The 12,904-nt window shown below is 68.5% G+C and carries 10 protein-coding genes; all 10 read right to left on the bottom strand.

Annotation, left to right across the window (positions count from 1 at the left end):
- The 10 genes from murC to rsmH all read right to left on the bottom strand — a co-directional run bounded on the left by murC (position 1) and on the right by rsmH (position 12,900).
- Positions 1-1,410 (bottom strand): UDP-N-acetylmuramate--L-alanine ligase, encoded by a 1,410-nt coding sequence (gene murC / locus AC1RRP_RS06740; protein ID WP_493034463.1) that lies wholly within the window; start codon positions 1,408-1,410, stop codon positions 1-3.
- Positions 1,407-2,468, bottom strand: a complete 1,062-nt coding sequence (murG, locus tag AC1RRP_RS06735) for an undecaprenyldiphospho-muramoylpentapeptide beta-N-acetylglucosaminyltransferase (RefSeq protein WP_493034461.1) — start codon at positions 2,466-2,468, stop codon at positions 1,407-1,409. Before murG ends, murC begins: the two co-directional genes overlap by 4 nt.
- Positions 2,465-3,715 carry a putative lipid II flippase FtsW gene (gene ftsW, locus AC1RRP_RS06730; protein ID WP_493034459.1) on the bottom strand — a complete coding sequence of 417 codons (1,251 nt, stop codon included), beginning with the start codon at positions 3,713-3,715 and terminating at the stop codon, positions 2,465-2,467. The genes murG and ftsW overlap by 4 nt, the downstream gene beginning before the upstream one ends.
- A gap of 82 nt (positions 3,716-3,797) precedes the next feature.
- Positions 3,798-5,675, bottom strand: coding sequence for a UDP-N-acetylmuramoyl-L-alanine--D-glutamate ligase (gene murD, locus AC1RRP_RS06725; RefSeq protein WP_493034457.1), 1,878 nt, complete (start codon positions 5,673-5,675; stop codon positions 3,798-3,800).
- The gene (gene mraY, locus AC1RRP_RS06720) at positions 5,672-6,850 is read right to left on the bottom strand and encodes a phospho-N-acetylmuramoyl-pentapeptide-transferase (RefSeq protein ID WP_493034455.1); all 1,179 of its coding nucleotides are present in this window, start codon (positions 6,848-6,850) and stop codon (positions 5,672-5,674) included. The genes murD and mraY overlap by 4 nt, the downstream gene beginning before the upstream one ends.
- Positions 6,840-8,246, bottom strand: coding sequence for a UDP-N-acetylmuramoyl-tripeptide--D-alanyl-D-alanine ligase (locus AC1RRP_RS06715; RefSeq protein WP_493034893.1), 1,407 nt, complete (start codon positions 8,244-8,246; stop codon positions 6,840-6,842). Before AC1RRP_RS06715 ends, mraY begins: the two co-directional genes overlap by 11 nt.
- A gap of 14 nt (positions 8,247-8,260) precedes the next feature.
- Positions 8,261-9,781 carry a UDP-N-acetylmuramoyl-L-alanyl-D-glutamate--2,6-diaminopimelate ligase gene (locus AC1RRP_RS06710; protein ID WP_493034453.1) on the bottom strand — a complete coding sequence of 507 codons (1,521 nt, stop codon included), beginning with the start codon at positions 9,779-9,781 and terminating at the stop codon, positions 8,261-8,263.
- A complete protein-coding gene (locus tag AC1RRP_RS06705) occupies positions 9,775-11,514 on the bottom strand; it encodes a peptidoglycan D,D-transpeptidase FtsI family protein (RefSeq protein WP_493034451.1) in 1,740 nt (579 codons plus the stop codon). The genes AC1RRP_RS06710 and AC1RRP_RS06705 overlap by 7 nt, the downstream gene beginning before the upstream one ends.
- A 121-nt stretch (positions 11,515-11,635) precedes the next feature.
- Positions 11,636-11,965, bottom strand: a complete 330-nt coding sequence (gene ftsL, locus AC1RRP_RS06700; protein ID WP_493034449.1) for a cell division protein FtsL — start codon at positions 11,963-11,965, stop codon at positions 11,636-11,638.
- On the bottom strand, positions 11,962-12,900 hold the full coding sequence (gene rsmH / locus AC1RRP_RS06695; RefSeq protein WP_493034447.1) for a 16S rRNA (cytosine(1402)-N(4))-methyltransferase RsmH: 939 nt from the start codon (positions 12,898-12,900) through the stop codon (positions 11,962-11,964). Before rsmH ends, ftsL begins: the two co-directional genes overlap by 4 nt.
- Positions 12,901-12,904 lie beyond the last annotated feature (4 nt).

The raw sequence follows: 12,904 nt of genomic DNA, 5'->3' as shown, positions 1-12,904 counted from the left end.
TCACTTCTTGTCACTTCCCGTCAACTCGACCACCTTGGCCGGTACTCCACCGATGGAGCCCGCCCCCATGCACATCACCACGTCGCCCGCGCGCGCGTTGTCCAGGATGGACTGCGGCATGGCCGCGATGTCGTCCACGAACACCGGCTCCAGCTTGCCGGCCACACGCAGCGCGCGCGCCAGGCTGCGGCCGTCGGCCGCCACGATGGGCGCCTCGCCCGCGGCATAGACCTCGGCCAGCAGCACGGCGTCGGCCTCGCCGATCACCTTGACAAAATCCTCGAAGCAGTCGCGCGTGCGCGTGTAGCGGTGCGGCTGGAAGGACAGCACCAGGCGCCGCCCGGGGAAGGCGCCCCGCGCCGCGGCCAGCGTGGCCGCCATCTCCACCGGGTGATGGCCGTAGTCGTCGATCAGCGTGAAGCTGCCGCCGGCCTTGGCGGGCACCTCGCCGTAGCGCTGGAAGCGCCGGCCCACGCCCTTGAACTCGGCCAGGGCCTTGAGCAACGCGGCGTCGGCCACGTCGAGCTCGGCCGCCACGGCAATCGCCGACAGGGCGTTGAGCACGTTGTGGCGGCCCGGCAGGTTGAGCACCACGTCCAGGTCGGGCAGCACCACGCCGTTGCGCCGTTGCACGGTGAAATGCATCTGCCCCGCGACGGCGCGGACGTTCACCGCACGCACCTGGGCCTGCTCGTTGAAGCCGTAGCTGGTGATGGGACAGTTCACCTCGGGCACGATCTCGCGCACCGCGGCGTCGTCGGTGCACAGGATGGCCGTGCCGTAGAAGGGCATGCGATGCAGGAAATCGACAAAGGCCTGCTTGAGCCGACCGAAATCGTGCCCGTAGGTCTCCATGTGGTCGGCGTCGATATTGGTCACCACCGCCATCACCGGCAGCAGGTTGAGGAAGGAGGCGTCACTCTCGTCGGCCTCCACCACGATGTGGTCACCGCTGCCCAGCCGCGCATTGGCGTTGGCGCTGTTGAGGCGCCCGCCGATCACGAAGGTCGGGTCCAGCCCGGCCTCGGCCAGCACGCTGGCCACCAGGCTGGTGGTGGTGGTCTTGCCGTGCGTGCCGGCAATCGCGATGCCCTGCTTCAGGCGCATCAGTTCGGCCAGCATGACGGCGCGCGGCACGATGGGGATGCGCTTCTCGCGCGCCGCCAGCACCTCGGGGTTGTCGGCCTTGACGGCGGTCGACGTGACCACGGCGTCGGCCCCCTCGATGTGGCCCGGGGCGTGACCGACGCAGGTCCTGATGCCCAGCGAGGCCAGGCGCCTGAGCGTGGCGCTGTCGCTGAGGTCCGACCCCGAGATGGTGTAACCCAGGTTGTGCAGCACCTCGGCGATGCCGGACATGCCTGAGCCGCCCAGGCCTACGAAATGTATGTGTTTGATCGCGTGTTTCATCGTGCGAGCTCCTCGCAGGCAGTCACCACCTGTGCGGTGGCTTCGGTCTTGGCCAGCTTCCGCGCCTGCTGCGCCCACAGCAACAAGGTATTGCGGTCGGTGTTCTGCAGCAGCCCGGCCAGCCGCTCCGCTGTCATGTCTTGCTGGGGCAGCAGCAGGCCAGCGCCCTGGTCCACCAGGAAACGGGCGTTGGTGGTCTGGTGGTCGTCCACCGCTGCCGGGAAAGGCACAAAAACTGCGGCGGCGCCCACCGCGGCGATCTCGGTCACGGTGCTGGCGCCGGCGCGGCAGACGATGAGGTCGGCCTCGGCAAACGCACGGGCCGTGTCATCAATGAAGGGGGTCAGTTCGGCCTGCACGCCTGCGGCGCTGTAGTTGGCACGCAGGGCCTCGATCTGCGTCGCACCGCTCTGGTGGGTGACCTGCGGGCGCTGCGCCTCAGGGATCAGGGCCAGCGCGCGCGGCACGACCTCGTTCAAGGCCTTCGCACCCAGGCTGCCGCCGACCACCAACAGGCGCAAGGGCCCGCTGCGGCCGGCAAACCGCTGCGCCGGCGCGCTTTGCTGCAGGAAGGCTGCTCGCAGGGGGTTGCCCACCCACTGTGCTTTTTTCATGGCACCGGGGAAGGCGGCGTACACACGGTCGGCCACGCCGGCCAGCACCTGGTTGGCCAGGCCCGCCACGGAGTTCTGCTCGTGCAGCACCAAGGGTTTGCCCAGCAGGACCCCCATCATCCCGGCCGGGAAGGTGATGTACCCACCCAGCCCGATCACCACGTCGGGCTTCACCCGGCGCACCACCTGGATGCTCTGCCAGAAGGCCTTGAGCAGGCGCAGCGGCAGCAGGGCCAGGGTGAGCGGCCCCTTGCCGCGCACGCCACCGAAATCGATGCTCTCGAAAGCGAAGCCGCGCGGCGGCACCAGCCGGCCTTCCATGCTGTTCTGGTTGCCCAGCCAATGCACACGCCAGCCTCGCTCACGCAGGGCTTCGGCCACGGCCAGGCCCGGGAAGATATGGCCACCCGTGCCGCCGGCCATGACGAGGGCACACTTGCTCATGAGCGCCCCCCGTGCATGAGCTGTCTGTTTTCATAGTCAATCCGCAGCACGATGGCCACCGCCACCATGTTCATCAGGATGGCCGAGCCGCCATAGCTCATGAAGGGCAAGGTCAGCCCCTTGGTCGGCAGGGCGCCGAGGTTCACGCCCATGTTGATGAAGGCCTGGAAACCCATCCACACACCCACGCCCTGAGCCACAAGGCCGGCGAAGACGCGGTCCAGCGCAATGGCCTGGCGGCCGATGTGCATGACACGACGGGTCAACCAGAAGAACAGCGCAACGATGGTCAGCACGCCCAACAGGCCGAACTCCTCGCCGATCACGGCCAGCAGGAAGTCGGTGTGGGCCTCGGGCAGCCAGTGCAGTTTCTCGACGCTGCCGCCCAGGCCCACACCGAAGATCTGGCCGCGCCCGAAGGCGATCAGCGAGTGCGAGAGCTGGTAGCCCTTGCCCAGGGTGTGGCGCTCGTCCCAGGGGTTGAGGTAGGCAAAGATGCGCTCGCGCCGCCATTCGCTCAACGCGATCATCAGCACGAAAGCCACCAGCAGGATGGCGGCGATCAGGAAGAACATGCGGGCATTCACCCCACCCAGGAACAGGATGCCCATGGCAATCACGGCGATCACCATGAAGGCACCCATGTCGGGCTCGGCCAGCAGCAGCAGGCCGATGATGGCCACGGCCGCGCCCATGGGTGCCACGGCACGGAAGAAGTGTTCCTTCACGTCCATCTTGCGCACCATGTAGTCGGCCGCATACAGCAGCACCGCCAGCTTGGCCAGTTCCGAGGGCTGGAAATTCATGACGCCCAGGGAGATCCAGCGTCGCGCGCCGTTCACGCCCTTGCCGATGCCGGGGATCAGCACCGCCACCAGCAGGACCAGCGCCACCACCAGCAGCCAGGGCGCCAGCTTCTCCCAACGGGCCATGGGAATCTGGAAGGCGATCAGCGCGGCCACGAAAGCCACCACCAGCGACAGCAGGTGGCGTGTCAGGAAATGCGTGTGGGCGTAACGCCCGAACTTCGGGTTGTCGGGCAGGGCGATGGAGGCCGAGTACACCATCACCAGCCCCCAGGCCAGCAGGGCGACCACCACCCAGACCAGGGCATGGTCGAAGTCGGACAGGCGCACCGGCTGGTTGCTGCTGCGCCCGAAGCCCTGGTGGCCCAGGCGCACGGGCAAGGCATCGGTCACCGGCGCGCCGCCGAACCAGCCACGGATGCGTTGCGCCAAGACCGTCATGATGTGGCCCCCACGCTTGTCACTGCGTGTACCGCGCTGCCCCCCGAGGGGGCCCTCACGCCTTGGGACGGCCCGGCGGCGTTCATGCCAGCCCCCCCTCGTCCGACAGGGTCTGCACCGCCTCGACGAAGACGCTGGCGCGGTGCTCGTAGTCCTTGAACATGTCGAAACTGGCGCAGGCCGGCGACAGGAGCACGGCGTCCCCGGCCTGCGCCTGTGCGCGGGCCAGGGCCACGGCCTCGGGCAAGGTGCCGGCATCCAGCAGGGGCACGCCCGTGCCCTGCACCACTGCACGGATGGCGGGTGCATCGCGCCCGATCAGCACGACCGCGCGGGCATAACGCTGCACCGGCCCGAAGAGCGGGGCAAAGTCCTGCCCCTTGCCATCGCCGCCGAGGATGACGACGATGCGCCGCTCGGCGCCCAGGCCGCTCAGGGCCGCCACGGTGGCCCCCACATTGGTGCCCTTGCTGTCGTCGAAATACTCGACTTCATTGACGATGGCCACCGGCTCCACCCGGTGCGGCTCCCCGCGGTATTCGCGCAGACCGTAGAGCATGGGGCCCAGCGCGCAACCGGCCGCCTGGGCCAGGGCCAGCGCAGCCAGCGCGTTGGTGGCGTTGTGGCGGCCGCGGATGCGCAGCGCGTCGGCCGGCATCAGGCGCTGGATGAACAGCTCCACCTCTTCGCCGCGCTTGCGTTTCTGCGTTTCGTCGGCCTCCACGGCCCGCACCAGCCAGGCCATGCCGTTGACCAGCTCGATGCCGTAGTCGCCCGGACGTTGCGGCATCTCGGCGCCGAAGCTCACGTACTCGCGCCACTGCGGTTTTTGCAGCCTGGCACGCACCGGCTCGGGCATCAGGGCCATCACCGCCGGATCATCACGGTTGAGGACCAGCAGGCCCTGCTCGCCGAAGATGCGTGCCTTGGCCGCCCCGTAGGCTTCCATGCTGCCGTGCCAGTCCAGGTGGTCCTGCGTCAGGTTCAGCACCGCGGCTGCCGTGGGCTCGAAACCCTGGACGCCGTCGAGCTGGAAACTGGACAGTTCCAGCACCCAGACTTCGGGCAAGGTGCCCGCATCGCTATGCAGCGCCAGCGTGTCCAGCAGGCTGGGGCCGATGTTGCCGGCCACCGCCACGGTCTTGTCCGCATGCGCCACCAGCTGGCCGGTGAGCGCGGTGGTGGTGGTCTTGCCGTTCGTGCCGGTGATCGCCAGGACCTTGGGGGCATACGCCCGTTCGGTCTGCAGATCACGCAGGCCCCGAGCGAACAGATCCAGTTCACCGCCCACCCACAGGCCCATGGCCTGCGCCGCCTGCCAGACCGGCGCCACCATGGCCGGCGACAGGCCCGGGCTCTTGAAGACGGCGCGGATGTCCTGCCCCTCGACCAGACCTGCCTCGAAAGCACCCGCGCGGAAAACCACCTGCGGCAACTCGGCCTGCAGCCGGGCCAGCTGGGGCGGTGCTGCACGGGTATCGGCCACCGTCACGCGTGCGCCCTGGCGCACACACCAGCGGACCATGGCCAGACCGGAGGCACCCAGGCCCAGCACGAGCACATGCTGGTCTTGCAGAGGCGACACCACGGGCTCGGGGGCCGGCGTGCTGGCGGGTGCCTCCTCCCGGGGGGTGGCACCGCTGTCTTCATCCGGCGCGACCGGCGCCGACGACTCGGGCGTGCCGGCATCGGTGAACAGTTGAGCGACAAAGGCTGCCGCGTCACGCGCGGCCGTCAGGGTCTCAGGCAGGGGGCGCTTGGCCGGCTTGCCGGTTGCGGGCAAGGTGACCTGGGGTTCGGCATCGACGGCAGGCGGCGGCGCGTCCTGTGCGCCCTCGGCAGCGGGCGCGTCGCTCGCGCCCTGCGTGGGCACAGACGGTGCCGGCACAGACACCGAGGCCGCCTCGTCCTGAGGCGGCACCGGCTGGGGCAGATCGTCAGGGTGTTCGTTCTCGTTCATCGCAGTTTCAAGGTCGACAGTCCCACCAGGCACAGCAGCATGGTGATGATCCAGAAGCGCACGACCACCTGGGTCTCTTTCCAGCCGCTCTTCTCGAAGTGGTGGTGCAGCGGCGCCATCTTCAGGATGCGCCGGCCTTCGCCATATTTGCGTTTGGTGTACTTGAAGTAGGAGACCTGCAACATCACCGACAAGGCCTCGGCCACGAAGATGCCGCCCATGATGGCCAGCACGATCTCCTGGCGCACGATCACGGCGATGGTGCCCAGGGCACCGCCCAGGGCCAGCGCGCCCACGTCCCCCATGAAGACCTGGGCCGGGTGCGCGTTGAACCACAGGAAGGCCAGGCCGGCGCCGGCCATGGCGGCGCAGAAGATCAGCAGCTCACCCGAGCCGGGAATGTGGGGGAAGAACAGGTACTTGGAATAGACGGCGCTGCCGGTCACGTAGGCAAAGACGCCCAGCGCCGAGCCCACCATGACAACCGGCATGATGGCCAGGCCGTCCAGGCCGTCGGTCAGGTTCACCGCATTGCTGGCCCCGACGATGACCAGATAGGTCAACACGACGAAGCCGATCACCCCCAGCGGGTAGCTGACCTGTTTGAAGAAAGGAAGCAGCAGGCCGGCTTTCGCCGGCAGATCGACCGAGAACCCCGACCGAACCCAGGTGACGAATAACTCCCAAACGTCCTGGTTGCTGCTGCCGGAAATCGAGAAGACGAGGTAGAAGGCGGCGATCAGTCCGACCACCGACTGCCAGAAATACTTTTCGCGCGAACGCATGCCCTCGGGGTCCTTGTTGACCACCTTGCGCCAGTCGTCGACCCAGCCGATGGCGCCGAAACCCAGCGTGACCAGCAGCACGATCCAGACGAAGCGGTTGGACAGGTCGAACCACAGCAGGGTCGAGATGCCGATGGCCATCAGGATCAGCACGCCGCCCATGGTGGGCGTACCGCTCTTGGAGAGATGCGTCTCCATGCCGTAGCCGCGCACCGGCTGGCCGATCTTGAGTTCGGTCAGGCGTCGGATCACGTAAGGCCCGGCCAGCAGGCCGATCAGCAGCGCGGTCACGGCGGCCATGACGGCGCGGAAGGTCAGGTACTGGAAGACCCGGAAGTAGCCGAATTCGGGCGAGATGGTCTGGAGCCACTGGGCCAGGCTAAGCAGCATGATGTTCTTCCTTGTTCTGTTCGGCGTGCGCGCTCACCGCCTGCACCACCCGCTCCATGCGCATGAAACGCGAGCCCTTGACGAGCACGCTGGCCAGGCCGGGCAGGGTCTGCAGCACAGCGGCATTCAGGGCCTCGACGTCGTCGAAATGACGGCCGCCCTTGAACTGCGCCACGCTCTGCGCGGTCTGCTCGCCCAGCGCGTAGAGCTGCTCGATGCCGCGTTCGCGCGCATAGGCGCCGACCTCGGCGTGGAAACGCGGGCCTTCGCTGCCCACCTCCCCCATGTCGCCCAGCACCAGCAGGCGCGGGCCGGGCAGGCCGGCCAGCACGTCGATGGCCGCGCGAACCGAATCCGGGTTGGCGTTGTAGCTATCGTCCACCAGGGTCAGCGTGCGACCGCCCAGGGGCAGGGCCAGGGCACGCGAACGCCCCTTGACCGGCTCGAAGGCCTCGAGCCCGAGCGCGATGTGCGACAGCGGCACGCCGGCCGCCAAGGCACAGGCGGCGGCGGCCAGGGAGTTCTTGACGTTGTGCAGGCCGGCCACGCGCAGCGTGTAGTTCAGCGCGCCCGCCGGGGTGTGCGCCTGGACCTGCCAGCCCTCGCCGGTCCAGACCGGAGGGCTGCAGCTCAGGTCGGAGGCCGCCGCGTCCCCGCTGACGGCAAAGGTCAGCTGGGCCCGCCCACCCGCGAGGCCGCGCCACAAGCCGCTGTAGGCATCGTCGGCCGGGTACACGGCCGTTCCGCTGCCGCCCAGCGCTGTGATCACGGCGCCGTTCTCGCGCGCCACCGCTTCGATGCTGGCCATGAATTCCAGGTGCTCGCGCTGCGCGTTGTTGACCAAAGCCACCGTGGGCTGCGCCATGGCCGCCAGCACGGCGATCTCGCCGGGATGGTTCATGCCCAGCTCCACCACCGCCAGCTGCTGCGTACTGCGCAGACGCAGCAGGGTCAGCGGCACGCCGATCTCGTTGTTGAGGTTGCCTTCGGTGGCCAGCGTGGCCTGCGGCTTCCAGGCGCGCAGGATGGCCGCGATCATCTGCGTCACCGTGGTCTTGCCATTGCTGCCGGTCACGGCGATCAGCGGCAGCTTGAACTGCGCACGCCAGCCCGTGGCCAGCTGGCCCAGCGCCCGCTTGCTGTCGGCCACCACCAGGCCGCTCAGGCCGCTGGCGCGCAGGGCCGCCTCGTCGCTGCACAGCGCAGCCACGGCGCCGGCGTGCTGCGCCTGGGCCAGGAAGGTGTTGCCGTCGAAGCGCTCACCCTGCAGCGCCACGAACAGATCGCCGTGCTGCAGGGTGCGGGTGTCGCTGTGCACACGCTGCACGCCCACCAGGCCGTCGCCGACCAGGCGCGCACCAGCCAGCCAGGGCAGGGCCTGCTGCAGGTTGAACATGATGGTGGGGGCGCTCATGGGCTCACCCCCCTCCGGCGCGCCTGCAGCGCCAGGCCCACCTGCTGCCGGTCGGAGAAGGGCTGGCGCAGGCCGGCCGTCTCCTGGTAGTCCTCGTGGCCCTTGCCGGCCACCAGCACCACATCACGTGCATCGGCCTGGCGCAGCGCGAGGGTGATGGCCCGCGCCCGGTCAAGCTCGACCTGCACTGCGCCATGGCCCGCCAGACCCGGACGGATCTGCGCCACGATGGCCTCGGGAGCCTCGCTGCGGGGGTTGTCATTGGTCAACACGATGTGATCCGCATGCTGCATCGCCGCCGCACCCATGAGCGGGCGCTTGTGCGGATCGCGGTCGCCACCGCAGCCGAACACACACCACAACTGGCCACCGCGTTGTGCGGCCAGCGGCTTGAGGGTCTGCAGCACCTGGGCCAGCGCGTCGGGCGTGTGGGCGTAATCCACCACGGCCAGCGGCAGATCGACACCGTCCTGGAATTCCATGCGGCCCGGCACCGGCTGAAGTTCATGACAGGCGAGCACCGCGTCGACCAGCGCGACACCCAGGGTGCGCAACGTGGCGATCACGCCCAGCAGATTGCTCACGTTGTAGTCACCCAGGGTCTGCGTGGTCAGCGGAACGCGGGCCTCGCCTTCGCAGACCGTGAACTGCACGCCGCGTGCTCCCATGCGGATGTCTCGCGCGACCAGGCGTGCACCGGCGTCAGCCTGCAGGGAAACCGTCCACAGGTCGAGCGCACGGGCCGCCAGCGTCGCTGCCAGCTCGGTCCCCTTGGGGTCGTCGAGGTTGATCACGGCCGCGCGCAGGCCTGGCCAGTCGAACAGTTCAGCCTTGGCCAGCCAATAGGCCTCCATGCTGCCGTGGTAGTCCAGGTGGTCCTGCGTGAAATTGGTAAAGATGGCCGTGCGGATGCGCGTGCCATCCAGGCGCCGCTCCCTGATGCCGATGGACGAGGCCTCGATGGCGCAGGCCGTCAGGCCCTCGTCGACGAACTGGCGCAGGGTCTGCTGCAGCAGCACCGGATCGGGAGTGGTCAGGCCGGTGCTGACGATGGCGTCGGCGTGTGCCGAGCCCGGCGCCGGCACACGGCCCACACCCAGGGTGCCGATCAGTCCGCAGGCGACGGCGGGCCGGAGTGCGCCCAGCGCCTGCGCCAGCCACCAGCTGGTCGAGGTCTTGCCGTTGGTGCCCGTGACCGCCAGCACATCGAGCTGCTGCGAAGGCTGCTCGTAATAGGCCGCAGCGATCGGGCCGCTGGCCGCTTTCAGGCCAGCGTAGGCCGCAATGTGCTCATCGGCAAAGCCGTAAGCTTCGGCGCCGCTGCGCTCGACCAGGCAGGCCAGCGCCCCCTGGGCCAGCGCGCCCGGCACGAACTGACGCCCATCGCGCGCCGCGCCCGGCCAGGCGATGAAACCGTCGCCCGCCCCCACGCGCCGGCTGTCGGTCTGCAGCACGCCGCGCACGCGGCCATGCAACCACTGAGCGGCCTGCACGGGGGTGTGGAGTTCGGTCACCATGCGACGCCCTCCCCCATCTGCGCCACGATCTGCGGCGTGACCTCGATGTCGGGCTGCACGCCCAGCAGGTGCAGGGTCTGCTGCACGGTCTCGCTGAACACCGGGGCGGCCACGTCGCCGCCGTAGTACTTGCCGGCATCGGGCTCGTCGATCAGCACGGCCACGATGATGCGCGGATGGGCCACCGGTGCCAGGCCCACGAAGAAGCTGCGGTATTTCTTGTCGGCATAACCACGGCCTTCCTGCTTGCGCGCGGTGCCGGTCTTGCCGCCCACCGAGTAGCCCATGGTCTGCGCCTTCGGAGCGGTGCCGCCCGGCCCGGCGGCCAACTGCAACATATGGCGCACGGCGCGCGCATGCCGCGCTTCCAGCAGGCGCACGCCGGTCACCGGCCCCTGCGCCTTTTGCAGCGTCACCGGCATCAGCTCGCCATCGTGCGCGAACACGGTGTAGGCATGCGCCAGTTGCACCAGGCTGATGGACAGCCCGTAGCCGTAGCTCATGGTGGCGTGCTCGATGGGGCGCCAGGTCTTCCAGGGGCGCAGGCGGCCGCTGACCGCGCCCGGGAAGGGCAGCTGCGGGCGCTGGCCGAAACCGACCTGGCTGTACATCTCCCACAGGTCCCGCGCCGGCATCTGCATGGCCAGCTTGACCATGCCGATGTTGCTGGACTTCTGCACCACTTCGTTGAGGGTCAGCACGGCGTACGCATGGGTGTCGCTGATGGTGGCGTTGCCCACGTTCATGCGCCCATTGCCGCTGATCTGGATCGACGTCGCCGGCGTGACCAACCCCTTTTCAAGCGCGAGCGCGGCGACGAAAGGTTTGACGGTGGAGCCCGGCTCGAAGGAGTCGGTCAGCGCACGATTGCGCAGGGCCTCCTTGAAACCCTGGCGCTTGCCCGGTGTGTAGCTGGGGTAGTTGGCCAACGCCAGCATCTCGCCGGTCTGGGCGTCGAGCACCACCACGCTGCCGGCCTTGGCCTGGTTGTCGCGCACGGCCTGCTTGAGGCGCTGGTAGGCGAAGAACTGGATCTTGCTGTCGATGGAGAGCTGTACGTCGCGCCCCTCGACCGGTGGCACCTGCGCGCCCACGGCCTCGATCACGCTGCCCAGGCGGTCCTTGATGACACGGCGTGAACCGGGTTTGCCGGCCAGCGTCTGGTTGAAGGCCAGCTCCACGCCCTCCTGCCCGTGGTCTTCCACGTTGGTGAACCCGACCAGGTGCGCGGCCACCTCGCCCTCGGGGTACTGGCGCTTGTACTCCTTGCGCTGGTAGACACCCTTGATCTCGAGCGCGGCAATCTGCTTGGCCACGGACTCGTCGACCTGGCGCTTGAGCCAGATGAAGGTCTTGTCCTCGTCCTCCAGCTTGCGGTTCAGATCGGACAAGGGCATCTCCAGCAGCCGCGCCAGGCGCTGCAGCTGCTTCGGGTCACGATCGATGTCCTCGGGAATGGCCCAGATGCTGGGCGCCAGCACGCTGGTGGCGAGGATCTGGCCATTGCGGTCGAGGATGCGGCCGCGGTTGGCGGGCAGCTCCAGGGTGCGCGCAAAACGCACCTGGCCCTGCTTCTGGAAAAAATCGTTGGAGATGACCTGGATGTAGGCGGCGCGCCCGGCCAGCACCACGAAGGCCAGCGCGATCATGGCCACCACGAACTTGCTGCGCCACACTGGCGTGCGGCTGGCCAGCAACGGGCTGGAGGTGTACTGGATGCTGCGACTGCTCACAGGAACACCTCCGCCCCGTTGGCTGCGGTGCCATGCGCCTTGGGGGCGGCCCGGCGGCGGATCGGCACACCTGCGCCTTGCCAGGCTGCGGTGCCATGCGCCTTGGGGGCGGCCCGGCGGCTCATGGGAGACGCCCCCCGGAGACGCGCGGCTGCACCACTGCGCCCGCCGGCACGCTGCCGCTGTAGGGCTGGTAGCTCACGTAGTCGGTGATGGCCGGCGTGGCCGCGCGCATGTCCAGCTTGTCCTTGGCCAGCTTCTCGACGCGTTGCACCGTGGCCTGCTGGCGCTTTTGCAGCTCCAGCTGCTCGCGCTCGGTCTCGATGCGGCGCGCCTCCAGCACGGCGCGGTCGATCTCGGCAAACAGGCGGCGCGAATCGTACTGCACGCTCACCAGATAGAGCGCGCTGGCCAGCACGGCCAGCAGCAGGACGAGATTCACCCGGGTCATGCGGCTGTCCTCAGAGCCACGCGCATGATGGCGCTGCGCGCGCGCGGGTTGGCCGCCACCTCGGCTGCCGAGGGCTTGACGCGGTCGAGCGCGCGCAGTTTCATCGGCGCAGGCACAGCAAAAGGCGCACGGCGGTCGTAGACCTCGCGCGAATGCTGCGCGATGAACTGTTTGACGATGCGGTCTTCCAGCGAATGGAAACTGATCACGACCAGCCGTCCTCCGGGTTGCAATACATCGAGACTTGCCTCTAGCGCTTCTTGCAGCTCCTCAAGCTCGGCGTTGATGAAAATCCGAAGAGCCTGAAATGTGCGCGTTGCAGGGTTCTGGCCCGACTCGCGGGTTTTGACCGTGTCAGCCACGAGCTGGGCCAGTTCGCCGGTGGTTGAAACTGGGCCCCGCTCCTGTCGGCGCGCCACAATCGCCTTTGCAATCTGGCCAGCAAACCGTTCTTCACCGTAGTCACGTATCACCTCCGCGATCTGTCGGGTTTCGGCTGTTTCCAGCCACTGCGCCACGCTCTGGCCCCGCGTGGTGTCCATGCGCATGTCCAGCGGTCCGTCGAACCGGAAGCTGAAACCGCGGGTGGGGTCGTCGATCTGGGGCGAACTCACACCCAGGTCCATGAGGATGCCGGCGGCACTGGCCGGTGGCAGTTCGTGCAGATGCCGGAAGCCCTGGTGGCGGATGGCGAAGCGCGGGTCCGCGACGGTCCGGGCCTCGGCGATGGCCGCAAGGTCCTTGTCGAAGGCGGTCAGCCGCCCTTGGGGCGACAGCCTCGACAGGAGCAGGCGGGAATGCCCGCCGCGTCCGAAAGTGGCGTCCACGTAGTGGCCATCGGCCGGCTCCGGCGCCAGTTCGTCCGGCTTGTTGAGCAAGGCTGTGATCGCTTCGTTCAACAAGACGGTGGTATGTGTCCATGGGGAGGTTTCCACCGTC

The organism is Hylemonella sp. GW821-FHT12C09 (genome assembly GCF_058807395.1).
This window is presented reverse-complemented; position numbering and strand designations above follow the sequence as displayed.

Coding starts and splice junctions, on each gene's coding strand:
- murC (WP_493034463.1), bottom strand. CDS start 1,410: ATGAAACACGCGATCAAACACATACATTTCGTAGGCCTGGGCGGCTCA.
- murG (WP_493034461.1), bottom strand. CDS start 2,468: ATGAGCAAGTGTGCCCTCGTCATGGCCGGCGGCACGGGTGGCCATATC.
- ftsW (WP_493034459.1), bottom strand. CDS start 3,715: ATGACGGTCTTGGCGCAACGCATCCGTGGCTGGTTCGGCGGCGCGCCG.
- murD (WP_493034457.1), bottom strand. CDS start 5,675: ATGAACGAGAACGAACACCCTGACGATCTGCCCCAGCCGGTGCCGCCT.
- mraY (WP_493034455.1), bottom strand. CDS start 6,850: ATGCTGCTTAGCCTGGCCCAGTGGCTCCAGACCATCTCGCCCGAATTC.
- AC1RRP_RS06715 (WP_493034893.1), bottom strand. CDS start 8,246: ATGTTCAACCTGCAGCAGGCCCTGCCCTGGCTGGCTGGTGCGCGCCTG.
- AC1RRP_RS06710 (WP_493034453.1), bottom strand. CDS start 9,781: ATGGTGACCGAACTCCACACCCCCGTGCAGGCCGCTCAGTGGTTGCAT.
- ftsL (WP_493034449.1), bottom strand. CDS start 11,965: ATGACCCGGGTGAATCTCGTCCTGCTGCTGGCCGTGCTGGCCAGCGCG.